The sequence below is a fragment of the Streptomyces lacaronensis genome, assembly GCF_047337785.1.
In the GTDB taxonomy this organism is placed as follows: domain Bacteria; phylum Actinomycetota; class Actinomycetes; order Streptomycetales; family Streptomycetaceae; genus Streptomyces; species Streptomyces lycopersici.
Genome location: NZ_JBLHDK010000003.1, coordinates 4,852,758 through 4,874,320, shown reverse-complemented (window position 1 = coordinate 4,874,320; position 21,563 = coordinate 4,852,758). Strand labels below are relative to the sequence as shown.

At 71.7% G+C, this 21,563-nt stretch carries 19 protein-coding genes and 1 tRNA gene; 15 read left to right on the top strand and 5 right to left on the bottom strand.

Annotated elements, in window-relative coordinates; genetic code table 11:
* Positions 1–106: 106 nt before the first annotated feature.
* Positions 107–706: a 5-formyltetrahydrofolate cyclo-ligase gene (locus ACMTAK_RS20660; RefSeq protein WP_413812952.1), complete on the bottom strand. Its 600-nt coding sequence runs from the start codon at positions 704–706 to the stop codon at positions 107–109.
* An 85-nt stretch (positions 707–791) separates the two neighbouring features.
* Between ACMTAK_RS20660 and galU the strand changes: the two genes are divergently transcribed.
* The 7 genes from galU (at position 792) to ACMTAK_RS20625 (ending at position 6,300) form a co-directional block, all read left to right on the top strand.
* Positions 792–1,694, top strand: a complete 903-nt coding sequence (gene galU / locus ACMTAK_RS20655; RefSeq protein ID WP_413807596.1) for a UTP--glucose-1-phosphate uridylyltransferase GalU — start codon at positions 792–794, stop codon at positions 1,692–1,694.
* Positions 1,695–1,698: 4 nt separating this feature from the next.
* On the top strand, positions 1,699–3,018 hold the full coding sequence (gene glp, locus ACMTAK_RS20650; protein ID WP_413807595.1) for a molybdotransferase-like divisome protein Glp: 1,320 nt from the start codon (positions 1,699–1,701) through the stop codon (positions 3,016–3,018).
* A 65-nt stretch (positions 3,019–3,083) separates the two neighbouring features.
* Positions 3,084–3,566 carry a cyclic pyranopterin monophosphate synthase MoaC gene (gene moaC, locus ACMTAK_RS20645; protein WP_138914182.1) on the top strand — a complete coding sequence of 161 codons (483 nt, stop codon included), beginning with the start codon at positions 3,084–3,086 and terminating at the stop codon, positions 3,564–3,566.
* On the top strand, positions 3,563–4,123 hold the full coding sequence (locus tag ACMTAK_RS20640; RefSeq protein ID WP_413807594.1) for a MogA/MoaB family molybdenum cofactor biosynthesis protein: 561 nt from the start codon (positions 3,563–3,565) through the stop codon (positions 4,121–4,123). Before moaC ends, ACMTAK_RS20640 begins: the two co-directional genes overlap by 4 nt.
* Entirely contained in the window at positions 4,120–4,743 is a 624-nt protein-coding gene (locus ACMTAK_RS20635) for a GNAT family N-acetyltransferase (protein ID WP_413812951.1), read from the top strand. The genes ACMTAK_RS20640 and ACMTAK_RS20635 overlap by 4 nt, the downstream gene beginning before the upstream one ends.
* 142 nt (positions 4,744–4,885) lie before the next feature.
* On the top strand, positions 4,886–6,151 hold the full coding sequence (gene sepX / locus ACMTAK_RS20630) for a divisome protein SepX/GlpR (protein WP_413807593.1): 1,266 nt from the start codon (positions 4,886–4,888) through the stop codon (positions 6,149–6,151).
* Between the two features lie 75 nt (positions 6,152–6,226).
* Positions 6,227–6,300 (top strand) — tRNA-Ala (locus ACMTAK_RS20625).
* A 69-nt stretch (positions 6,301–6,369) separates the two neighbouring features.
* Here the strand turns inward: ACMTAK_RS20625 and ACMTAK_RS20620 are convergent.
* The gene (locus ACMTAK_RS20620) at positions 6,370–6,867 is read right to left on the bottom strand and encodes a Dps family protein (RefSeq protein ID WP_413807592.1); all 498 of its coding nucleotides are present in this window, start codon (positions 6,865–6,867) and stop codon (positions 6,370–6,372) included.
* Positions 6,868–7,206: 339 nt separating this feature from the next.
* On the opposite strand from ACMTAK_RS20620, the gene ACMTAK_RS20615 reads away from it, so the two are divergent.
* Positions 7,207–8,373: a trypsin-like serine peptidase gene (locus ACMTAK_RS20615; RefSeq protein ID WP_413807591.1), complete on the top strand. Its 1,167-nt coding sequence runs from the start codon at positions 7,207–7,209 to the stop codon at positions 8,371–8,373.
* Between the two features lie 62 nt (positions 8,374–8,435).
* Here ACMTAK_RS20615 and ACMTAK_RS20610 read toward each other — a convergent pair whose 3' ends face one another.
* A complete protein-coding gene (locus tag ACMTAK_RS20610) occupies positions 8,436–9,005 on the bottom strand; it encodes a GNAT family N-acetyltransferase (protein ID WP_413807590.1) in 570 nt (189 codons plus the stop codon).
* 63 nt (positions 9,006–9,068) lie between these two features.
* Between ACMTAK_RS20610 and ACMTAK_RS20605 the strand changes: the two genes are divergently transcribed.
* Positions 9,069–9,872, top strand: a complete 804-nt coding sequence (locus ACMTAK_RS20605) for an exodeoxyribonuclease III (protein WP_413807589.1) — start codon at positions 9,069–9,071, stop codon at positions 9,870–9,872.
* 134 nt (positions 9,873–10,006) lie between these two features.
* On the opposite strand, the gene ACMTAK_RS20600 is transcribed toward ACMTAK_RS20605, so the two are convergent.
* Positions 10,007–10,708 carry a MerR family transcriptional regulator gene (locus tag ACMTAK_RS20600; RefSeq protein WP_413812950.1) on the bottom strand — a complete coding sequence of 234 codons (702 nt, stop codon included), beginning with the start codon at positions 10,706–10,708 and terminating at the stop codon, positions 10,007–10,009.
* Between the two features lie 200 nt (positions 10,709–10,908).
* Between ACMTAK_RS20600 and ACMTAK_RS20595 the strand changes: the two genes are divergently transcribed.
* The 4 genes from ACMTAK_RS20595 to ACMTAK_RS20580 all read left to right on the top strand — a co-directional run bounded on the left by ACMTAK_RS20595 (position 10,909) and on the right by ACMTAK_RS20580 (position 14,880).
* Entirely contained in the window at positions 10,909–12,438 is a 1,530-nt protein-coding gene (locus ACMTAK_RS20595) for a flavin-containing monooxygenase (RefSeq protein ID WP_413812949.1), read from the top strand.
* Positions 12,435–13,535 carry an alpha/beta fold hydrolase gene (locus ACMTAK_RS20590; RefSeq protein WP_413807588.1) on the top strand — a complete coding sequence of 367 codons (1,101 nt, stop codon included), beginning with the start codon at positions 12,435–12,437 and terminating at the stop codon, positions 13,533–13,535. The genes ACMTAK_RS20595 and ACMTAK_RS20590 overlap by 4 nt, the downstream gene beginning before the upstream one ends.
* Positions 13,532–14,455, top strand: a complete 924-nt coding sequence (locus ACMTAK_RS20585; RefSeq protein ID WP_413807587.1) for an SDR family oxidoreductase — start codon at positions 13,532–13,534, stop codon at positions 14,453–14,455. The genes ACMTAK_RS20590 and ACMTAK_RS20585 overlap by 4 nt, the downstream gene beginning before the upstream one ends.
* A gap of 119 nt (positions 14,456–14,574) precedes the next feature.
* Complete coding sequence (locus ACMTAK_RS20580) at positions 14,575–14,880, top strand: hypothetical protein (protein ID WP_413807586.1); 306 nt, start codon at positions 14,575–14,577, stop codon at positions 14,878–14,880.
* A 139-nt stretch (positions 14,881–15,019) separates the two neighbouring features.
* Here ACMTAK_RS20580 and ACMTAK_RS20575 read toward each other — a convergent pair whose 3' ends face one another.
* Positions 15,020–18,319 carry a S41 family peptidase gene (locus tag ACMTAK_RS20575; protein WP_413807585.1) on the bottom strand — a complete coding sequence of 1,100 codons (3,300 nt, stop codon included), beginning with the start codon at positions 18,317–18,319 and terminating at the stop codon, positions 15,020–15,022.
* A gap of 173 nt (positions 18,320–18,492) precedes the next feature.
* Here ACMTAK_RS20575 and ACMTAK_RS20570 point away from each other — a divergent pair, with 173 nt between their 5' ends.
* Together ACMTAK_RS20570 and ACMTAK_RS20565 are read left to right on the top strand one after the other, a co-directional pair.
* The gene (locus ACMTAK_RS20570) at positions 18,493–19,110 is read left to right on the top strand and encodes a TetR/AcrR family transcriptional regulator (RefSeq protein WP_413807584.1); all 618 of its coding nucleotides are present in this window, start codon (positions 18,493–18,495) and stop codon (positions 19,108–19,110) included.
* A gap of 135 nt (positions 19,111–19,245) precedes the next feature.
* Entirely contained in the window at positions 19,246–21,504 is a 2,259-nt protein-coding gene (locus tag ACMTAK_RS20565; protein WP_413807583.1) for an MMPL family transporter, read from the top strand.
* Positions 21,505–21,563 lie beyond the last annotated feature (59 nt).

The following is a 21,563-nucleotide window of genomic DNA, read 5'->3' as shown; positions in this document are numbered from 1 at the left end:
GGGGCACCGAAGGGCCCGGTGGCCGTCTGAGGGGCGTTTCCGCTCCCGGTCGGCCCCGGGCCCGTTCGATCCTCGCGCCCTCGCCGACAGGCGCCTCCTGGCGCCTTCAGCGGGGCCGCGGCGTGAAGCGGTGGAGGCCGGACGGCGTCACCGCCGCGTGCACCGGACGGTCGTGGGCCTCCCCGGGCACCTCGTCCAGCAGTTCGCCGTCGTACAGCAGCACCACCAGCGCCGGGTCGGCCCCCGCCGCCGCCAGCCGGGCCAGCACCCGGTCGTACGAGCCACCGCCGCGGCCCAGCCGCATCCCGCGCCGGTCCACCGCGAGCCCGGGCAGCAGCACCACGTCCGCCCCGGTCACCGCCTCGGGGCCGAGCCGCGGCCCCTCGGGCTCCAGCAGGCCGCGCCGGGCGGGTGCCAGCCGGCCGGGCCCCTCGTCCTCGCCCCAGTCGAGATCGTCGTCCTCGAGCAGCACCGGAAGCAGCACCCGGACCCCGCGGGCGCGCAGGGCCTCCCTCAGGGCGTGCGTGCCGGGCTCGCCGCCCACGGACACATAGGCCGCCACCGTGGCCGCCCCGGCGAGCTCGGGAAGCTCCAGGGCACGACACGCCAGAGCGGTGCCGGCCGTCTCGATGTCATCCGCCGTCAACCTGGACCTCATCGTCAGGTGACGTCTCCGCAACGCGCGCTTACTAGCGTCGGTGTTGATCACTGGGTGCGCAATCTCCCTGTCTCATGCCATATTCACCGAATGCTCATCATCTGTCCCAAAGGCACCGGATAGGGTTCGGTACATGACTCAATCGCGTACTCGGATCAGCAAGGCTGTCATCCCTGCCGCGGGACTCGGAACCCGCTTTCTTCCGGCCACCAAGGCCACCCCCAAGGAGATGCTGCCGGTCGTCGACAAGCCGGCGATCCAGTACGTCGTCGAGGAAGCAGTCACCGCCGGGCTGTCCGACGTCCTCATGATCACCGGTCGTAACAAGCGCCCCCTGGAAGACCACTTCGACCGCAACTACGAGCTCGAAGAGACCCTGACCCGTAAGGGCGACGAGACCCGACTCGCCCGCGTCCAGGAGTCCAGCGACCTGGCGACCATGCACTACGTGCGCCAGGGAGACCCCAGGGGTCTCGGCCACGCCGTGCTCTGTGCCGCCCCGCACGTCGGTGACCAGCCCTTTGCCGTCCTCCTCGGCGACGACCTCATTGATGCCCGCGACCCGCTACTGGCCCGCATGGTCGACATCCAGGAGCGGCACGGCGGCAGTGTCATCGCCCTGATGGAGGTGGACCCGGCGCAGATCCACCTCTATGGCTGCGCGGCCGTCAAGCCGACCGTGGACGACGACGTCGTCCAGGTCACCGGCCTGGTCGAGAAGCCCGACCGCGCGGACGCGCCCAGCAACTACGCCGTCATCGGCCGCTATGTGCTCGACCCTGCCGTCTTCGGGGTGCTGCGCGAGACCGAGCCGGGCCGCGGTGGCGAGATCCAGCTCACCGACGCCCTACAGGCGCTAGCCTCCAGTCCGGACCTCGGCGGCCCGGTGCACGGCGTCGTCTTCAAGGGACGCCGCTACGACACAGGCGACCGTGGCGACTATCTGCGTGCCATTGTCAGACTCGCGTGCGAACGTGAAGACCTGGGCCCGGAGTTCCGGGAATGGCTTCGCAGTTACGTCACCGAGGAGATGTAGCACCTTGAGCAGCACCGCAGAACGGGCCGCCGACCGCGGCCCGGACCAGGACCGGGTCTGGACGGTGGCCGAGCACCTCGACGACATCCTCGGGCACGTCCATCCGCTGGAGCCGATCGAGCTGCAGTTGCTCGAGGCCCAGGGCTGCGTCCTGGTGGAGGACGTCACCGTCCCCGGCGCGCTTCCGCCGTTCGACAACAGCTCCATGGACGGCTATGCCGTCCGTACCGCTGACGTCGCGGCCGCGACCGAGGACCATCCCGCGGTGCTGACCGTCATCGGCGACATCGCGGCGGGCAGCGGTGACCTGCCCGCCGTGGGCCCGGGCGAGGCGGCCCGGATCATGACCGGTGCCCCGGTCCCGCCCGGCGGCCAGGCCATCGTCCCCGTCGAGTGGACCGACGGCGGACTCGACAGCGGGCCGGTCACCCATATGCCCGCGCGGGGCTCGGACCCCCACGGCGGCAGCGGCAGGGTGCGCGTCTTCCGCCCGGCGCGGGAGGGCCAGCACGTGCGCACCCGGGGCAGCGACGCGGACGCGGGCGAGCTCGCGCTGCGCGCCGGCACGGTCCTGGGCGCCTCGCAGTTGGGGCTGCTGGCCGCGCTCGGCCGCGCCACCGTGCTGGTGCGGCCCCGGCCGCGGGTGGTGGTGCTCTCCACCGGCAGCGAGCTGGTCCAGCCCGGTGAGGAGGCGGGCCCCGGCCGGATCCACGACTCCAACAGCTTCCAGCTCACGGCCGCCGCCCGGGAGGCCGGCGCGATCGCCTACCGGGTGGGCGCGGTGGCCGACGACGCCGCCACGCTGCGCGCCGCCGTCGAGGACCAGCTGGTCCGCGCCGACATCGTCGTCACCAGCGGCGGCGTCAGCGTCGGCGCCTACGACGTGGTCAAGGAGGCGATGCACGAGGTGCACTTCCGCAAGCTGGCCATGCAGCCCGGCAAGCCCCAGGGCTTCGGCCGGGTCGGCCCGGAGAACACCCCGCTGATGGCCCTGCCCGGCAACCCGGTGAGCTCGTATGTCTCCTTCGAGCTCTTCGTGCGCCCCGTCATCCGCACCATGCTGGGGAGCGCAGACGTCCACCGCACCACCGTCCAGGCGGTCTGCCCCGAGGGTGTCGTCTCCTCGCCCAAGGACAGGCGCCAGTTCCTGCGTGGCTGGTACGAGCCGGCCACACTCGACGGGCCGGCCACCGTCAGCCCGGTGGGCGGCGCGGGATCGCACCTGATCAAGGCCATGGCGCACGCCAACGCGCTGATCGTCGTCCCCGAGGACGTCACCCAGGTCGCCCCCGGCGCCGAGGTGGACGTCGTCCTGCTGGCCTAGCCGCCGACCGCGGCGGGTACGGTGTCGTCCCACACAGGAGCCACCTGGCCCGGACCGGGAGAACGATGAGCAGCGCCCAGGACCATCTCACCCACCTCGACCCGTCGGGCGCCGCCCGCATGGTCGACGTCTCTGCCAAGGACGTCACCGCGCGGACCGCCCGGGCGAGCGGCCGCGTGCGCGTGGCGCCGCGCGTCGTGGAACTGCTGCGCGGCGAAGGCCTCCCCAAGGGCGACGCCCTCGCCACCGCCCGGATCGCGGGCATCATGGGCGCCAAGCGGACCCCGGACCTGATCCCGCTGTGTCATCCGCTCGCGGTGTCGGGCGTCACGGTGGACCTCGAGGTCGCCGACGACGCCGTCGAGATCACCGCGACCGTGAAGACCACGGACCGCACAGGCGTGGAGATGGAGGCCCTGACGGCCGTCTCAGTCGCCGCCCTGACGGTGATCGACATGGTCAAGGCCGTCGACAAGGGAGCCGTCATCACCGACGTCCGGGTGGAGGAGAAGACCGGCGGCAAGTCCGGCGACTGGAGCCGGGCATGAGCGGCTCAGCGGCGTCACGCCGCGCCCTGGTCGTCACCGCCTCCAACCGCGCCGCCGCCGGGGTCTACGCCGACACCGGGGGCCCGCTGATCGCCGAGGGGCTGGCCGCCCTCGGCTTCGCCGTGGACGGCCCGCGCGTGGTGCCCGACGGCGATCCGGTTGAGGCCGCGCTGCGGGACGCCGTGGCGGCCTCGTACGACGTCGTGGTGACCACCGGCGGCACCGGCCTCACTCCCACCGACCGCACCCCGGAGGCCACCCGCCGGGTCCTGGACTACGAGATCCCCGGTGTCGCGGAGGCCATCCGCGCCGAGGGGCTCGCCAAGGTGCCCACCGCCGCGCTCTCCCGGGGCTTGGCCGGGGTCGCCGGCACGACCCTGGTCGTCAACCTGCCCGGCTCCACCGGAGGGGTGCGTGACGGCCTTGAGGTGCTCGGCCGCCTCCTGGTCCACGCGGTCGACCAGATCCACGGTGGGGACCACCGCAGACCCGCCGATTCCGCCGCCTCCGCCGATGATCCCGCCGATCCCGCGGGGCAGGCCGGGAGCTCGCGCTGAACGCCCCCTGGCCGGTCGTGCTGGCGGACGGCGACACCGTCCTCCGCCCCATAAAGCTGCGCGACCAGCGCGCCTGGCGCGAGGTCAACCAGCGCAACCGGGAGTGGCTGCGGCGCTGGGAGGCGACCATTCCGCCGCCCCCGCCGGGCGGCCCCGTCACCCACCGGCCCACCTACCGGCAGATGGTCCGCCATCTGCGGGCGGAGGCGCACGCGGGGCGGATGCTGCCGTTCATCATCGAGTACCAGGGGCGGCTGGCCGGGCAGTTGACGGTCGCCGGGATCACCTGGGGGTCGATGTGCTCGGGCCATGTCGGCTATTGGGTCGACCAGGCGGTGGCCGGGCGCGGAGTGATGCCGACGTCGGTGGCGCTCGCCGTCGACCACTGCTTCCGCACCGTCGGACTGCACCGCATCGAGGTGTGTATCCGGCCCGAGAACCTGCCCAGTCGCCGGGTGGTGGAGAAACTGGGATTCCGCCAGGAAGGGCTGCGGCCGCGCTATCTGCACATCGACGGCGCATGGCGCGACCACCTGGTCTACGCGCTCACGGCGGAGGAACTGTCCGAGGGACTGCTGAACCGGTGGCACCGGACCCGACCAGGAGCATCGCAGAAATAAAATACCTGTTCGAATATCGGGAGAACATTTCCAACCTGGTCATCCCAACAATCACAAAAAACTTTCGAGATATCAGCCAGATCGTGCGACACACCGCGCCAATTGGCAGATGGCCTCATGCGGACCCCTCTACCGTGTGAGCGTGAGCAGCAGTGGCCTCATCTACGCAGTCATCGTCGGGGCCTGGGCCGCCTATTTGGTGCCGATGTGGCTTCGTAGGCAGGACGAGCTCAATGAGGCCCGTCCGACGGAACGCTTCAGCACCGCCATCCGGCTGCTGTCCGGACGGGCGGGCATGGAGCGTCGTTACGCCAAGAGCCGTGTGGACCTCGAGCGCCCCGGGGACCCGGCGGACGACCCCGCCGAGCGCACCGCCGAGGACGCGGACGCCCCCGCCACGGGTGGCGCCCCCGAGCCGGGGCGCTACGCGGCCGACCCGGAAGCGGTGACCGACGCGGTCGACGTCCGGGCCTTCGCCGAGCCCGTAACCCTGCGTGCCCCCGTCTCCATGGGCGCCGACGCCCCCGCCGAGGGCGCGTCGGCACCGGCGGCCGGAGGCGCGAGCGGTGCGCGGGGCGCGGGGGCCGGAGGTACGAGCGGTGCGCGGGCTGCGGGCGCCGGAGGTGCGAGCGGTGCGCGGGGCGCGGGCGCCGGGAGCGTGAGCGGTGCACGCGGGGCAGGCGGCGGAGGCTGGAGCGCGCTGGACCGCGGACGGCGCGCCCGAGTGCTCGCGCGCCGCCGCCGCACCACCGTGATCCTCTTCGTCGCCTTCACTCTCGGCGCGATCGTCGCGGCCGTCGGCGGCCTCGCCTTCCTGTGGGCCCCGGGCATCCCGGCCATACTGCTCAGCGCCTATATCGCCTATCTCCGCGCCCAGGAGCGCCGGCGCTTCGCCTTCACCATGGACCAGCGCCACGCCGAGCAGGCCGCGCAGCGGCTGCGTGAGCGCCGTCCGCGGGCCCATCCGTCCGCCGAGGAGCCCTCCGCCGAGGACTGCCCCGCCGACCCTCCCGCCGAGGCCGAGCCCGCCCCCGCGAAGGCGCCCTCGCCGCACGCGGCCGGGCGCCGCGCGCTGGTCGAGCAGACCGATCACGCCGAGTGGGTGGACCAGGAGCGCGAGCGGGAGCGGGGCCCGGCCGCCGGTGAGGGCTGGGAGCCGGTGCCGGTCCCGCTGCCCACCTACGTCACCGCCCCGGTCGCTCCGCGCGCCACCGGCAGCGTCGACCTGGCCGCCCCCGACGCCTGGAGCTCGGCCCGCTCCAGCACCGTCGACCCCGCCTCCGCCCATGACCCCGCCCCGGCCCCGGACCCGGTCGCCGCCCCACCCCGCGGCACCCGCGACCGCGGCCGTACCCCCCTCTTCGACCAGTACGCCGACGAGGACCGGCCGCGTGCTGCCAACGAGTGACGGCCCCTTCACTGACCAGCGAGGAACGGATTACCAAGCACCCCGGAGGGGATGCTAGAGTTTCACTCGTTGCAAGGGCCTGTGGCGCAGACTGGTAGCGCACCTCGTTCGCATCGAGGGGGTCAGGGGTTCAAATCCCCTCAGGTCCACCGCAGCTCAAAGCCCCCGCCGGGGATATTCGGCGGGGGCTTTTTGGTGCCTGGTTTTGTGTGGCGGGATCAGGCGGAGCGGTTTTCGGCGCTGACCATCCAGGCGTGTTTCTCCAGGGAGTCGATGATCGCGTGCAGCAGGTCGGCCGTGGAGGGGTCCTCGCTGTCGACCTGGTCGTGGAGGGTGCGGAGGGTGTCGACGGTGGCGCGCAGGCGGGCGGTGACGAGGTCGACGACGGCGCTCACGCTCGCCTCGCCCGCCGGGAAGGCGGGGAGTGTGGTGGTCGCTGCCACGGTCTCGGAGCGGCCGTCCGGGATGGCGGCCAGGGCGCGCATGCGTTCGGCGATGGTGTCGGCCGACTCGCGGGCGTCGTCCACGATCTGATCCAGTTGAAGGTGCAGGTCCCGGAAGTTGTGGCCGACCACGTTCCAGTGGGCCTGCTTGCCCTGGAGGTGCAGTTCGACGAGGTCGACCACGATCTGCTGCAACGCTTGGGCGAGCTGCGGCGAGGCCGTGAATCCGGCGACATCGCGCTCCGAACGTCGGGAACCTCCAGAAGCGGCCATGGCGTGTCTCCTTCGAAAGCGCCGCAGAGCAGACCCCTGGCACAGGAGGCCCGTGTTCGTATGCGGTCAAGCCTTAAGGAGGTCTCTGCGCCTCGCCACCGGGCTTGATCCGCTCGGGTGGACGTTCGGCCGCCGGGGGAGGGCGCGCGATGTCATGGAATCGTGCTTACCGCGTTCGTGTTTGGTGCGAGCCGGGGGACAGGTGATGGCGCAGGCCAGGGGCACGGGCATAGTAGGTGCCCGGTCCTGCGGCTCCATGGCGTGAAAGCGCCGTAGGGCAGAGGGCGGCACAACACATCACAGCGCAACAACTGCACCACAACAGGGGGATAAGGCTCCATGCCACTCATACGCCGTTCCACCGTGGCGGCCGCGGCCATGACCGCGCTGCTGGTGGTCTCCGCTTCGGCCTGCGGGCCCGGTGACGACGAGGCGGCTTCCTCGTCGAGCTCCTCGGCCGCGTCCACCGAGCAGCAGGCCAAGGACGGGATCAAGCTGCCCGATGGCGTCCCGACGAGTCTGGACGACCTGAAGAAGTGGAAGGAGGGCGGCTGGAAGGACTGGGACAAGTGGGCCCGCAAGGCATCGGAATTCGCCAATCCGATCATCAAGAACTTCTGGCAGCCGTCCCGGATGGCCAAGGCGAAGGACTCGTCGCACACCGTCTCCACGCAGAGCGCCGGCCAGGACCAGGCGGCCACCGACCCCGAGCCGCCCGCCGTGCCGGCCAAGCAGGTCTCGCGGCCGTACCACCAGAACATGGCGCCGGTCGGGAAGGTGTTCTTCGACAGCCCCGAGGGGCCGATGGTGTGCTCCGGGACGGTCATCGACGACCCGGCCCACCCGGGGAAGTCCAACCTGGTGTGGACCGCGGGCCACTGTGTGCACTCCGGTAAGCAGGGCGGCTGGATGCGCAACATCGTGTTCGTGCCCTCGTACAACGACAACGGACTGCCGGCCGAGCAGACCCAGTCGGCGGCGCAGAACGAGGTCAGCCCCTACGGCGTGTGGTGGGCGGACTGGTCGCAGACCTCGTCCGAGTGGATCGGACAAGGCGGTAAGACCGGCGGGGTCGGGTCGGCGTACGACTTCGCGGTGCTGCATCTGAAGCCCGAGAACGGTGGCGGCAAGTCGCTGCAGGAGACGGTCGGGGCCTCGGTGCCGGTGTGGTTCGGGGCGCCGTCGGCGGACCGGGTGAGCTCGATCGGCGCGTACGGCTATCCGCAGGCCCCGCCGTACGACGGGGCGAAGATGTTCAACTGCACCAGCAGGCCGGGTCGGCTGTCGTTCTCGCCCACCTCGCCGACGATGTACCGGATCGGCTGCTCTATGACGGGCGGTACCTCGGGCGGTGGCTGGTTCGTCAACCACGGCGGTAAGACGGTGCTGGTGTCCAACAGTTCGATCGGCTCGTACGGACACACCTGGCTCGCCGGGCCGCATCTGGGCGCCGAGGCCAAGGGCGTGTTCGAGGCCATCAGTAAGAAGTTCGCCGGTCAGGGCTGATCGGCTCGCAGACACGCGACAGGCGTCAATGGGCCCGCTCCGCGTTCGGAGCGGGCCCTTCGTCATGGGCTTACGGGTGCGCCCGTGAGTCCATCCGTGAGGTCCGTCGTGCCCGTCGTGCCCGCTGCGCCCGGCATGTCCGTGGAGCCCGTCGCGTCCGTGAGGAGCTTGGCGTAGCAGCGGCTGGTCTCCTCGAAGCGGTAGATCCCGAACTTGGTCACCGGTGCGTAGCCGGACGAGGTGTACAGCGCGATGGCCTCGGGCTGCTCGGTGCCGGTCTCCAGGACCATCCGCACCCGCCCCGCCTTCCGCGCGCTGTCCTCCAGCGCCGCCAGGATCCGCCGGGCCAGCCCCCGCCCGCGTGCCGCGCGCACCACGAACATCCGCTTGATCTCGGCGTCCCCGTCCTCGTAGCCCTCCTCGCTCCGCTCCTGGCTGCGCCAGCCGCCGCTCGCGACCGGGGTGCCGTCCGTGTCGTACACGATGAGATAGAGGCCGTGCGGCGGGTCGAAGTGGGCCGCGTCCATATGCGTCAGATCACCCTCGCCGTAGCGCTCGGCGTACTCCACCTGCACTTCCTCGTCGAGTTTGCGGGCGTCAGGGTGATCGTAGCGAATGACTCGAACGTCCATGCGATGGATCGTACTTCTATGCAGGGGGAGGGGCCGTTGATTTTGTCGCGTATCGTGCCGGGCGTGCTCACCGTGACGACCGTGAATGTGAACGGGCTGCGCGCCGCCGCCAAGAAGGGCTTCGTCTCCTGGCTGGACGGCACCGCGGCCGATGTGGTGTGCCTCCAGGAGGTGCGCGCCGAGCCCAAGGAGCTGCCCGAGACGGTCCGAGAACCCGACGGCTGGCATGTGGTGCACGCCCCAGCGGCGGCCAAGGGGCGGGCCGGGGTGTCGGTGTACGCCCGGCGCGGGCTGGAGGGCGTCCGGGTCGGCTTCGGGTCGTCCGAGTTCGACGGCAGCGGCCGCTATGTGGAGGTCGATCTGCCGGGCGTGACCGTCGGCAGCCTGTACCTCCCCTCGGGTGAGGTCGGCACGGACCGCCAGGACGAGAAGGAGCGCTTCATGGCGGAGTTCCTTCCGTATCTGAAGGAGTTGCGCGAGCGGGCGGCGGCCGGTGGGCGCGAGGCGCTGGTGTGCGGCGACTGGAACATCGCCCACCAGGAGGGCGACCTCAAGAACTGGAAGGCCAACCAGAAGAAGTCCGGCTTCCTGCCGGAGGAACGCGCCTGGCTGACCAGCGTCTTCGAGGAGGCGGCGTACGTGGACGTGGTGCGCGCCCTGCACCCGGACGTCGCGGGTCCGTACTCGTGGTGGTCCTACCGCGGCCGGGCCTTCGACAACGACGCGGGCTGGCGCATCGACTACCAGATCGCCACCCCGGGGCTCGCCGGGCGCGCGGTCAAGGCGGTGGTGGAGCGGGCGGCCGCCTACGACCAGCGGTGGAGCGACCACGCCCCGGTGACGGTGGCCTACGGCCCGGCGCACTGAGGTTCGCGGGGGCGGCGGTCCTGTGGGTTCGTCGGCTTCCGTGGGTTCGTCGGTCTCCGTGGGTTCGTCGGTCTCCGTGGGTTCGTCGGTCTCCGTGGGTTCGCCCGCCCCGCGGGCTTGTCGGCGCCTTGGGCTCACTGACTCCCGGAGTGGCCCTTGGGTGGCGTCTCGCCCAGCTCCGCCCGCATCCGGCGGTTCATGGCCATCGTCAGCTCGGCGTCCACCACGCTCGTGGCCAGTGGCCGCAGCCGCTCCACGGTCTCGCCGACGTCCTCGCCGCGCTCCACGGCGTCCGCCAGCACATGGGCGCGCAGCAGGGTGACGAAGGTCTCGGCGATCGCGTCCACATGCTCACGCACCTCGCGCGCCGCGCCGAGCACGGCGGCCAGCGGGACGCCCTGTTCGACCAGGGTGTGTGAGACGTCCAGCAGGCGGCGGCTGAGGTGGACGATCTCGTCGCCGTCGACGGCCAGGTAGCCGAGGTCGAGTGAGGTGCTGAGGTTCTCCGGGGTGACCTCGCCCTGGAAGTAGTCCGCGAGCGCCTCGGGCCGGAGCCGGACCGGGGTCTCCGCGGGCCAGGAGGCGGCGGCGCCGGGCAGCCCGAGCAGCTCGCCGACGTCCCGGCGGCCGCTTTCGAAGGCGGCGAGCAGCTCGGCGATCCCGCCGAGGGTGTGGCCGCGCTCCAGCAGCGCCGCGATCGTCCGCAGCCGGGCCAGATGGTGGTCGTTGTACCAGGCGATCCGGCCCTCGCGGCGTGGCGACGGGAGCAGCTTGCGCTCCCGGTAGAAGCGCAGGGTCCGCACGGTGATCCCGGCCTTCTCGGCCAGTTCCGCCATGCGGTACTCGCGTACCTCGTCCGCTTCGCTCGTCGCCACGAGGGAAGCCTATGCCGAAGCCCATGCCCCGGCCGGTCGGGTGCGACCGCCGGTAACTTCGTTATCCACAGCCCCTACCGCTTGGTAGATCCCTGTCCTACGCTCCCATCGTGCCAGTGATTGCTGGCACGGTCGTATTCGCGTTCGTGGAAGGCGGCGGCATGGCTGGGCTGACGCATGAGCATGTACGGGTGGCGGTGATCGGGGCCGGGTTCGGCGGGCTGGGGGCGGCGGTGCGGCTGCGCCGCGCGGGCATCACGGACTTCGTGGTGCTGGAGCGCGCGGACGCGGTCGGCGGCGCCTGGCGGGACAACACCTATCCGGGCTGTGCCTGCGATGTCCCGTCGCATCTGTACTCCTTCTCCTTCGCGCCCAACCCCGACTGGCCCCGGAACTTCTCCGGTCAGCCCCATATCCGTGCCTATCTGGAGCGGGTCGCCGACACCTTCGGGCTGCGGCCGCACCTGCGCTTCGGCGCCGAGGTGCGGTCCCTGCGCTGGGACACCGAGGCGGTGCACTGGGAGGTGGACACGGCGCGGGGCTCGCTGACCGCCGATGTGGTGGTCAGCGCCACCGGTCCGCTCGCCGACCCCCGGATCCCGGACATCCCGGGGCTCGACGGCTTCCCCGGCGCCGTCTTCCACTCCGCGCGCTGGGACCACACCACCGATCTGCGCGGCAAGCGGGTGGCGATGATCGGCACCGGCGCCTCGGCCATCCAGATCGTTCCCGCCATCCAGCGTGAGGTCGGCCGGCTCACCCTCTTCCAGCGCACACCGCCCTGGGTGCTGCCGCGGATGGACCGCCGGATCAGCGGCCTCGAGCGATGGCTGCACTCGAAGATCCCGGCCACCCGGTCGCTGCGCCGCGGGGTGCTGTGGGGCATCCGGGAGCTGCAGGTCGGGGCCTTCACCAAGCGGCCGGGCGAGATGCGGTTCGTGGAGCGGCTGGCCCGCGCCCATATGCGACGGGCCGTCAAGGATCCGGGGCTGCGGGCGGCGCTGACCCCCGACTACCGCATCGGCTGCAAGCGCATCCTGCTCTCCAACGACTACTATCCGGCGCTCGCCCAGCCGCATGTGGACGTGGTCCCCACAGGGTTGAAGGAGGTGCGCGGCAGCACCCTGGTCGGTGCGGACGGCACCGAGACCGAGGCCGACGTGATCATCTTCGGCACCGGCTTCCATGTGACCGACGTCCCCATAGCCCAGCGGGTGACCGGGGCGCGCGGGACGACGCTCGCGGAGGAGTGGAGGGGCGGGATGGAGGCGCTGCGCGGCACCACCCCGGCGGGCTTCCCCAACTTCCTGACCATCATCGGGCCCAACACCGGCCTCGGGAACAGCTCGATGATCCTCGTCATCGAGGCGCAGCTGGCCTATATGGCCGACTATCTGCGCCAGTTGGACACCCTCGGCGGCAAGGTGGCGCTGGACGCCCGGCCCTCGGCGGTGCGCGCCTACACCGACATGATCCAAGAGAGGATGGAACGCACGGTGTGGAACACCGGAGGTTGCGACAGCTGGTACCTCGACAACGGCCGCAACACCACCCTGTGGCCCGGTACGACGTCCGAGCTGAGGAGGGTCACCCGGCGCGTGGACCTCGCCGAGTACACGGTGGTGCGGCCGCGCACCGGGCCGGTCAAGGCCACGGTGTCCACGGCCGGTGCGGGGAGGGGATCGCGGTGAGGCGGGCTCCTTCGCCGCCTTCGGGGCCGTACGTCCCGCCCGTGCCGGATCGCGAGCTGACGGTCGTCTCGGCCGACGGGAGCCGGATCCATACGGAGCTGCACGGCCCCGAGGACGCCCCGGCCGTCGTGCTCGCGCACGGCTGGGTCTGCTCCACGGCCTTCTGGGCGCCGGTGCTGCGCGCCCTCTCGGCCGACCACCGGGTGATCCTCTACGACCAGCGCGGCCATGGCCGCAGCCCGGCCCCAGGACCCGGCGGCTACAGCACCCACGCCTTGGCCGACGATCTGGTGGCGGTGCTGGAAGCGACCCTTCCGCCCGGTCGGCGGGCCGTGCTGGCGGGCCACTCCATGGGGGCGATGACGCTGATGGCCGCGGCCGACCGTCCGACGCTGCGCGAGCGCGCGGCCGCCGCGGTGCTGTGCAGTACCGGTGCCTCACGGCTGATGGAGCGGTCGAGGGTGGTGCCGCTGCGCTCCCCACGGGCGCGGGCGCGGGCGCACCGCCTGCTGCTCGGCTCACGCGCCCCGCTGGGCCCGGTCACCCCGCTCGCCAAGCGGCTGGTGCGGTACGTCGCGATGGGCCCCGGCACCGACCCGGCCACGGTGGAGGTGGCCGCGCGGATCCTGCACGCCTGCCCCCGCGTCGTACGCGCCGGATGGGGCCGGGTCCTGGCCGACCTCGAACTGGACGCGCGGGTCGGTCAACTGGCCGTGCCCACGGCCGTCATCGTCGGCACCGCCGACCGGCTCACCCCGCCCGAGCACGCTCACGCCCTCGCCGCCGCACTGCCGCACTGCACCGGACTGACCGAGCTCCCGGGGCTCGGCCATATGACCCCGCTGGAGGATCCCGAGGCGGTGACCGGGGTGATACGCGGCCTGGTCGAGGAGTACGGGACAGCCCGGGAAACTGATCTCACAGCCTCTCAGGAATCCCACTCTCAGGAACCCCACTCTCAGGAATCCCACTCCCAGGAATCCCACCCTCAGAAATCCCAGCCCACTTCTCAGGAATCCCCCTCTCAGGTATCGCACCCCACAACAGCGACGGAAGCCGGGCACACGGCAGTGGCAGCGAAGGAGCAGACGGCATGAGTGCACGCAGGGGTCTTGAGGGCCAGGTCGCGGTGGTGACGGGTGCGGCGCGGGGCGTCGGCGAGCTGCTCGCCCGCAAGCTCTCCGCACGCGGCGCGAGGGTCGCGCTGGTGGGCCTGGAGCCCGAGGAGCTGAAGCGGGTCTCGGAGCGGCTGCCCACCGACTCCGCCTACTGGCACGCCGATGTCACCGACGCCGAGGCGATGACGCGGGTGGCGGAGGAGGTCGTGGAGCGGTTCGGCGCGGTGGACATCGTCTGTGCCAACGCGGGCGTGGCCCAGGCCGGTCCGTTCCTCGACACCGATGAGAGGGCCTGGCGGCGGGTGATCGAGGTGAATCTGCTGGGCAGCGCCACCACGGCCCGCGCCTTCCTGCCCGCGCTGACCGCCAGTCGCGGCTATCTGCTCCAGATCGCCTCGCTCGCCGCGATCGCGCCCGCGCCCATGATGACGGCGTACTGCGCGTCCAAGTCCGGGGTCGAGGCGTTCGCCCACAGTCTGCGGGCCGAGGTGGGCCACCGTGGGGTCCGGGTCGGCGTGGGCTATCTGAGCTGGACGGACACCGATATGGTGCGCGGCGCCGACCGGGACGAGGTGATGCGCGAGCTGCGGCAGCGGCTGCCCTGGCCCGCGGGCCGCACCTATCCGCTGGGCCCGGCGGTGGAGCGGCTGGTGGCGGGCATCGAGCGCCGGTCGGCGCATGTGTACGCGCAGTGGTGGCTGCGCGGTATGCAGTCGACGCGCGGCTATCTGCCCGCGTTCATCCTCGCCGTGGGGCGGCGCGAGATGCGCCGCGCCGAGCCTAGGCTGGCGGCCACCCGGGAGGCGCGGGGCGGTCTGGTGGGCGAGGGCGGCGCGGCGGACGAGAAGGCGCGCACGGCGGGGGCCGTGGGCACCGTAGGCACGGAGGGTCACCAGTAACGCTCCGTCAACCGACCTGACCTGCACTTTCTTCGGCTCTGTCGGTCCGGAATGCGGAGAAAGTCGGTGCGTGTAACTCTTGTCGGGCCCGACGCCATTCATCCGATGAGGAGTGACACATGGGCCCCAAGGACCAGTCGAACGAGAAGGCTGAGCAGGCCAAGCGGAAGCAGCAGGGCAGGCGGAGCCAGGAGCCGCGGCGCGGTCAGCAGACGCAGTCCGGTGAGCGCACGCAGTCGGCTGAGCGCATGCAGTCCGGTGAGCGTATGGAGGAGCGCGCCCGCCGGGAACCGGGGCAGGGGCAGCGCCGTGGCCAGCAGGACCGGCCGGAGGCTCACGGGCAGTCCCAGCGGATGGGTCGTGAGCGACGTCAGCCGGGCGTGGGCGACGAGACGATGGACCAGGAGCCCTTCGAAGAGATGTGACGCACAGAGGGCGGGAGGGGCGTATCCCCATGGTCGACCATGGGGATACACCCCTGCGTGCCGCCCGCCCGTGCCCGCGCCTGCGTGCCGCCCGCCCCTGCGTGCCGCCCGCGCCTGCGTCCGCCCGCGTCCGCCGCGCTCAGTTCCCGTTGCGCGGCGGCAGTTGGGGGCGGCGCAGGTCGGGGACGTCCGAGTAGTCCGGCGGGGTCGCGGCCGGATGCCGCTCCAGCAGATCGAGCGCCGTACGGACGGCGACCCCCAGTTGCGGATGGCGGCCCTCCGCCCAGTCCACGGGGGAGCGCGGCGCCTCGATGTCCGGCTCCACACCGTGGTTCTCCACGCCCCAGCGGTAGGCGTCGAACCACGCGGCATTCATCGGCACCGTGATCGACGTGCCGTCGCCGAGGCGGTGACGCCCGGTCATCCCGACCACCCCGCCCCAGGTGCGCAGCCCCACCACCGGCCCGATGCCCTGGATCTTGAAGGCCGCGGTGATCATGTCGCCGTCGGAGGAGGTCGCCTCGTCGGCGACCGCGACGATCGGCCCGCGCGGCGCGTTGCTGGAGTACGACACGGGCTGGGCGTTGCGGGTGAGGTCCCAGCCCATGACCTTGCGGGTGAGCTTCTCCACCACCAGCTCGCTGATGTTGCCCCCCGCGTTGCCCCGGACGTCCACGATCAGCGCGGGCAGCGACATCTCGCGGCGCAGATCGCGGTTGAACTGCGCCCAGCCGGACCCGCCCATGTCGGGGATGTGGAGATAGCCGCACCGCCCGTCGCTCAACTCCCGCACCACGGACCGGCGCTGGGCGACCCAGTCCTGGTAGCGCAGCGGCCGGTCGTCGATCAGCGGGGAGACCGCGACCCGGCGCGGCGGCCCCTCGCCGTCCGGCGGCTCGAAGGTCAGCTCCACCGTCGTGCCGCCCGCGGCCGTCAGCAGCGGATACGGACCGGCGACCGGGTCCACCGGGCGCCCGTCGACATGGGTGAGCACGGCGCCGTCCCGGATCCCCAGACCGGCCAGCGGTGAGCGGGCCCGGGAGTCGGAGGACTCACCGGGCAGGATGCGGGCCACCGCCCACCGCCCGTCCTTGGGCAAGCGGGTGAGGTTGGCGCCGAGCAGCCCGATGGGGCGCTGGTAGTGGGACGGCCCCTCGTTGCGCCGCGCGGCGCTGACATAGGCGTGCGAGGTGCCCAGCTCGCCGAGGGTCTCGCGGAGCAGATCGGTGAACTCGTCGGGCGAGGCGACCCGTTCGACCAGCGGACGGTACTGGTCGAGCACCCCGTCCCAGTCGACACCGCACATCCCGGGGTCCCAGTAGTAGTGGCGGGTGATGCGCCCGGCCTCGTCATACGCCTGCCGCCACTCGGCCGCCGGATCGGCGGTGTGCTGGATCCGCCGCATGTCGAGGTGGACGGTGGAGTCGCTGTCGCCGGACTCGGTGGCGGGCATCGCGCGCAGATCGCCGTCGTCGTACGCCACCAGCCGGGTGCCGTCGCCGCTGACCACGAACCAGTCCAGCTCACCGGCGAGTTCGGTGCGCTTGGCCTTCGCCAGGTCGAAGTGTTCCAGGGTGGGGCGGCTCGAGGTCTCGTCCGGGCTGGCGAACGTCTCGCCGAGCGCGCCCGAGATCGGCCAGCGCAGCCACACCAGCCCGCCGCCGCTGACCGGGCTCAGCGACGAGTACTTGGACGCGGAGACCGGGAAGGCCGTGACCCGGCTGGCCAGCCCCTCCACCTCGACCGTCACCGTGCCGTCGCCGTCGCTCTCGCCCCCGCTGACGTCCGGGTCCAGCCCGCCCGCCGCCGGGCGCCCCTCGGGGGACAGCGCGAAGGGCGAGGGGGTGGCGGAGGACAGCGGTACGAGATAGGGGCGGCAGCCCAGCGGGAAGGAGAGGTCGCCGGTGTGCACGTCGTAGACCGGGTCGAAGCCGCGCCAGGAGAGGAAGGCGAGATAGCGGCCGTCGCTGGTGAAGACCGGCTCCTCGTCCTCGAACCGCCCATTGGTCACATCCACAATGGTCCGGTCGGCCAGCCGCGCGATCTTGATAGAGCGCAGGGAGCGCCCTATCCCGGGGTGGGACCAGGCGAGCCAGGCCGAGTCGGGGGCGAAGGCCAGGTTGCCCACCGGGCCGTTGTCCGACTGGATCAGCTCGGTGACCTCGCCGTCCCCGTCGGGGGAGGTGTCCACCAGCAGCAGCCGCCCGTCGCCCGCGGCGACCGCGAGCAGGTCGCCGTCCGGCGAGGGCTCCAGCTCGTGCACCCGGCCCAGCCGACCGGCGGCCAGTCGGCGCGGCTCGGTGGGGCCGGTGGCCCGGGGCAGCTGCGCTATCTCGATCGCGTCCTCGCCCTCCGCGTCGGTGAGGTAGGCGACCCGGCCGGTCGAGCCCAGCATCACGGGCAGCCGCACCCGCACGCCCGGGGTGTCGGCGAGGGTGCGGGCGGGACCGTCGCGGTGGGTGAGCCAGTACAGGCTGCCGCGGACGCACACCGCGCTGGCCCGCCCGGTGGTGTCCACCGACAGCGAGTCGATGTGCGAGGCGGCGGGCACCTGGTAGGGCCGCCGCCCGGTGCGCGCGCCGCCGAGCCGCACGTCCAGCCTGCGCGGCTCGCCGTCCGGGCTCAGGTCGTCCACCAGCCACAGCTCGCCCGCGCACTGGTAGACGACGCGGGAGCCGTCGGTCGAGGCGTGCCGGGCGTAGAAGTCGGCGTGGTCGGTGTGGCGGCGCAGATCGGTGCCGTCGGGCAGACAGGAGTAGAGGTTGCCGATGCCCTCGTGGTCGGAGAGGAAGGCGATCCGGCCGCCGACGAACATCGCCGCGTCCAGATGGCCGTTCAGCTTCTCCACGAGCCGGGTGCCGTGCAGCCACAGCCGGCCCATCGCACCGCCCCGGTAGCGCTTCCAGGTGGAGGGCTCGTGCGGCGGCTTGCCGGTGAGCAGCAGGGTGCGGCGCTCGCCGTCGAGGTCGGCCACCGCGATGTCGGCCACCGGCCCCCACGGCAGCCGCCCGCCGGGGCTGCCGTCGGTGGGCAGGCTGTAGGCCCAGGAGAAGTGGGAGAACGGCTGCTCATGGGAGGAGACCGCGAGGATCTGGGAGGCGCCGTCCTGGTCCGGCGGGGTCCAGCCGCAGACCGTGGCGTCCGTACTGCCCCAGTAGGTCAGCCGGCGGGCCGGGCCGCCGGCCGAGGGGACGAGATAGATCTCCGGGTCGAGGCTGCGCCAGGTGGTGAACGCGATCTGGGAGCCGTCGGGGGAGAAGCGGGGAGGCCCGACGCGGGTACGGTCCACGGTGAGCCGCCACGCTCGCCCGGGTGGCTCACCCGGGGCGGTCAGTGGGGCGGCCCACAGATCGTCCTCGGCCGCGAAGCACAGCAAGTCGCCGTGCAGATGCGGGAATCGCAGGTACGCCAGGTCGTCGTCGCATGCGTAAGGCTCCACCCACCCATGTTTTCGAGCTACGCCATTCGGAGCAACTCGGTTGTGTGACCGAGACCACGAACGAAACGGCGTAGTTTCGATTCTGCCGGGCTTATGCTGGAGGGGTACGAAACCGTTTCGTTCGGAAGTTCGGATGTTCGAAAGCCGGGAAGTCCGGAGGGAGGCGACACCCCATGCGGGCCACGGATCAGCCGACGGAGGACCGCGACACCGCCCGGGTGCGCCGCAGCAGACTCTCCCCCGAGCGCGAGCGGGAGCTGTACGAGGCGGTGGTCGAGCTGCTGGGTGAGGTCGGGTACGAAGGTCTGACGATGGACGCCGTCGCGGCCCGCACCCGATCCAGCAAGGCCACCCTCTACCGCCAGTGGAAAGGCAAGCCGCAGCTGGTCGCGACCGCACTGCGCCACACCAAGCCCGTTCTGCTCGAAGGCGTCGACACCGGATCGATCCGCGGGGACCTGCGGGAGATCGCGCGGTGTTCGGAGACCGCCCATGAGCGGGACGCCGCGCTGATGAGGGGACTCGCCCACGCAAGCCATGACAACCCGGACCTTCATCAGGCCCTGCGAGAGTTGTTGATCTTCCCCGAGATCGACGCGCTCCACGCGCTGCTGAGGCGCGCCGTCGACCGCGGCGAAGTCGCCCCGGACCGGCCCGCCTTGAACTACGTCGTGCACATGATGTGCGGCGCGTTCATCACCCGACCGCTCGTCGAGGGCAAGCAGCCGGACCAGACGTATCTCCTGGAGTACATCGACGCCGTGATCCTCCCCGCACTCGGCGCCGCATAGCCCTTCCTCTCGCCTCCTCACTCCCCCTGATCTCCCCGCACAACCACATAAGGCCCCGGCCGGCGCGCCGCTCTCGTCGCCGGTTCGGTCACCCATCCCTGCCCTGACAGACAATCGACGGGAGCACTCCTTCTCGTGGCCACCTTCCTCTATAAACTCGGCCGGTTCGCCTTCCGGCGACGCGGCTTCGTCGCGCTGATATGGGTGGCGCTGCTCGCGGTCGCGGGCGTCGGCGCCGCCACCGCCTCCCAGCCCGCCAACGACAGCTTCTCCATTCCGGGCACCGAGGCCCAGAAGGCATTCGACCTGCTGGAACAGCGGTTCCCCGGGGGTAACGCGGACGGTGCCACCGCCCGTGTGGTCTTCCGCGCCCCGAGTGGCGAGAAGATGACCGACCCGGACAACAAGGCGGTGGTCACCAAGACCGTCGCCGAGCTCAAGGCCAGCTCGCCGCAGGTCGCCTCGGTCGCCGACCCCTACCAGACCCGGGCCGTCAGCGAGGACGGCACCACGGCGTACATCCTGACCAGCTACAAGGTCAACGCCATGGAGCTGAAGGACCCCGCCAAGGACGGTCTGAAGGAGGTGGGGGAGAAGGCCGAGAAGTCGGGGCTGTCGGTGCAGATCGGCGGTGACGCGCTCCAGGAGATGCCGGAGACCGGCTCCACCGAGATCATCGGCATCGCGATCTCCGCGGTCGTCCTCGCCATCACCTTCGGCTCGCTGGTCGCGGCCGGGCTGCCACTGCTGACCGCGCTCATCGGCGTCGGCATCGGCATCTCGTCGATCACCGCGCTCGCCACCACCCTGGGGCTGTCCACCACCACCTCCACACTGGCGATGATGATCGGCCTCGCGGTCGGCATCGACTACGCGCTGTTCATCGTCTCCCGCTACCGCGCGGAGCTGGCCGAGGGACGGGACCGGGAGGAAGCCGCCGGACGTGCCGTGGGCACCGCGGGCTCCGCGGTCGTCTTCGCCGGCCTTACGGTCGTCATCGCACTGGTCGGCCTCGCCGTCGTCAACATCCCGATGCTGACCAAGATGGGCTTCGCCGCGGCCGGTACGGTCGTCATCGCCGTCCTCATCGCGATCAGCCTCATCCCGGCGGTGCTGGGCTTCGCGGGCAAGCGGGTGTTCGGGCGCAGGGCGCGCCGGCGGATGGAGGAGCGTGCCGCGGCGGCCGCCGCGAGCGGCGCGGAAGCCCCCGAGGAGAAGCCCAACATGGGCACCCGCTGGGCCCGCTTCGTGCTGCGCCGCCCGGTGCTGGTGCTGCTGGTGGCCGTGCTCGGCCTGGGTGCTGCCGCCCTGCCCGCCGCCAGCCTGGAGCTCGGTCTGCCGGACGACGGCTCGCAGCCGGTCAGCAGTCAGAAGCGCCAGGCGTACGACACGATCTCCGAGGGCTTCGGCCCCGGCTACAACGGTCCGCTGATGGTGGTCGTCGACGCCAAGGGCAGCGATGACGCCAGGGGCGCGGCCCAGCAGGTCCGTAAGGCCATCACCGGTCTGGACGGGGTGGCGGGGGTCAGCCCGGCCACGTTCAACAAGGCCGGTGACACCGCGACGCTCACCGTCATCTCCAAGTACAAGCCGAGCAGCATCGACACCGAGAACCTGGTCGGCGACATCCGGGACAAGGCGAGCGGGTTCACGTCCGACACCGGCGCCGAGGTGCTGGTGACCGGCCAGACGGCGATGAACATCGACATCTCGCAGAAGCTCAACGACGCGCTGGTGCCCTATCTGGTGCTCGTCGTCGGACTGGCCTTCCTGCTGCTGATGGTGGTCTTCCGGTCCGTCCTGGTCCCGCTCAAGGCGGCGCTCGGCTTCCTGCTCTCCGTCGTCGCGGCGCTCGGCGCGGTGGTCGCGGTCTTCCAGTGGGGCTGGCTGGCGGACCTGTTCGGGGTCGAGGAGACCGGCCCGATCATGAGCATGATGCCGATCTTCATGATCGGTGTGGTGTTCGGTCTGGCGATGGACTACGAGGTCTTCCTGGTGACCCGGATGCGGGAGGCGTACGTCCACGGCGAGCGCCCGGGCCAGGCCGTCGTCACCGGCTTCCGGCACGGCGCCCGGGTGGTCACCGCGGCCGCGGTCATCATGATCAGCGTCTTCGCCGGATTCATCGGCTCGTCCGAGTCGATGATCAAGATGATCGGCTTCGGCCTCGCCACCGCCGTTCTCTTCGACGCCTTCGTGGTCCGCATGGCCATCGTCCCGGCGGTCCTGGCGCTGCTCGGCAAGGCGGCCTGGTGGCTGCCGCGCTGGCTGGACCGGGCGCTGCCCAACGTGGACGTGGAGGGCGAGGGCCTGCGCAAGCAGCTCGAGCAGCCCTCCGCGGACCAGCGGCGCGACAGGGACTCCGACCCCGACGCCGAGCTGACCCGTGTCTGACTCACGTCTGACTCGCGTCTGACTCGCCTATGACCCGCGTCTGAACACCTGGCGTCACG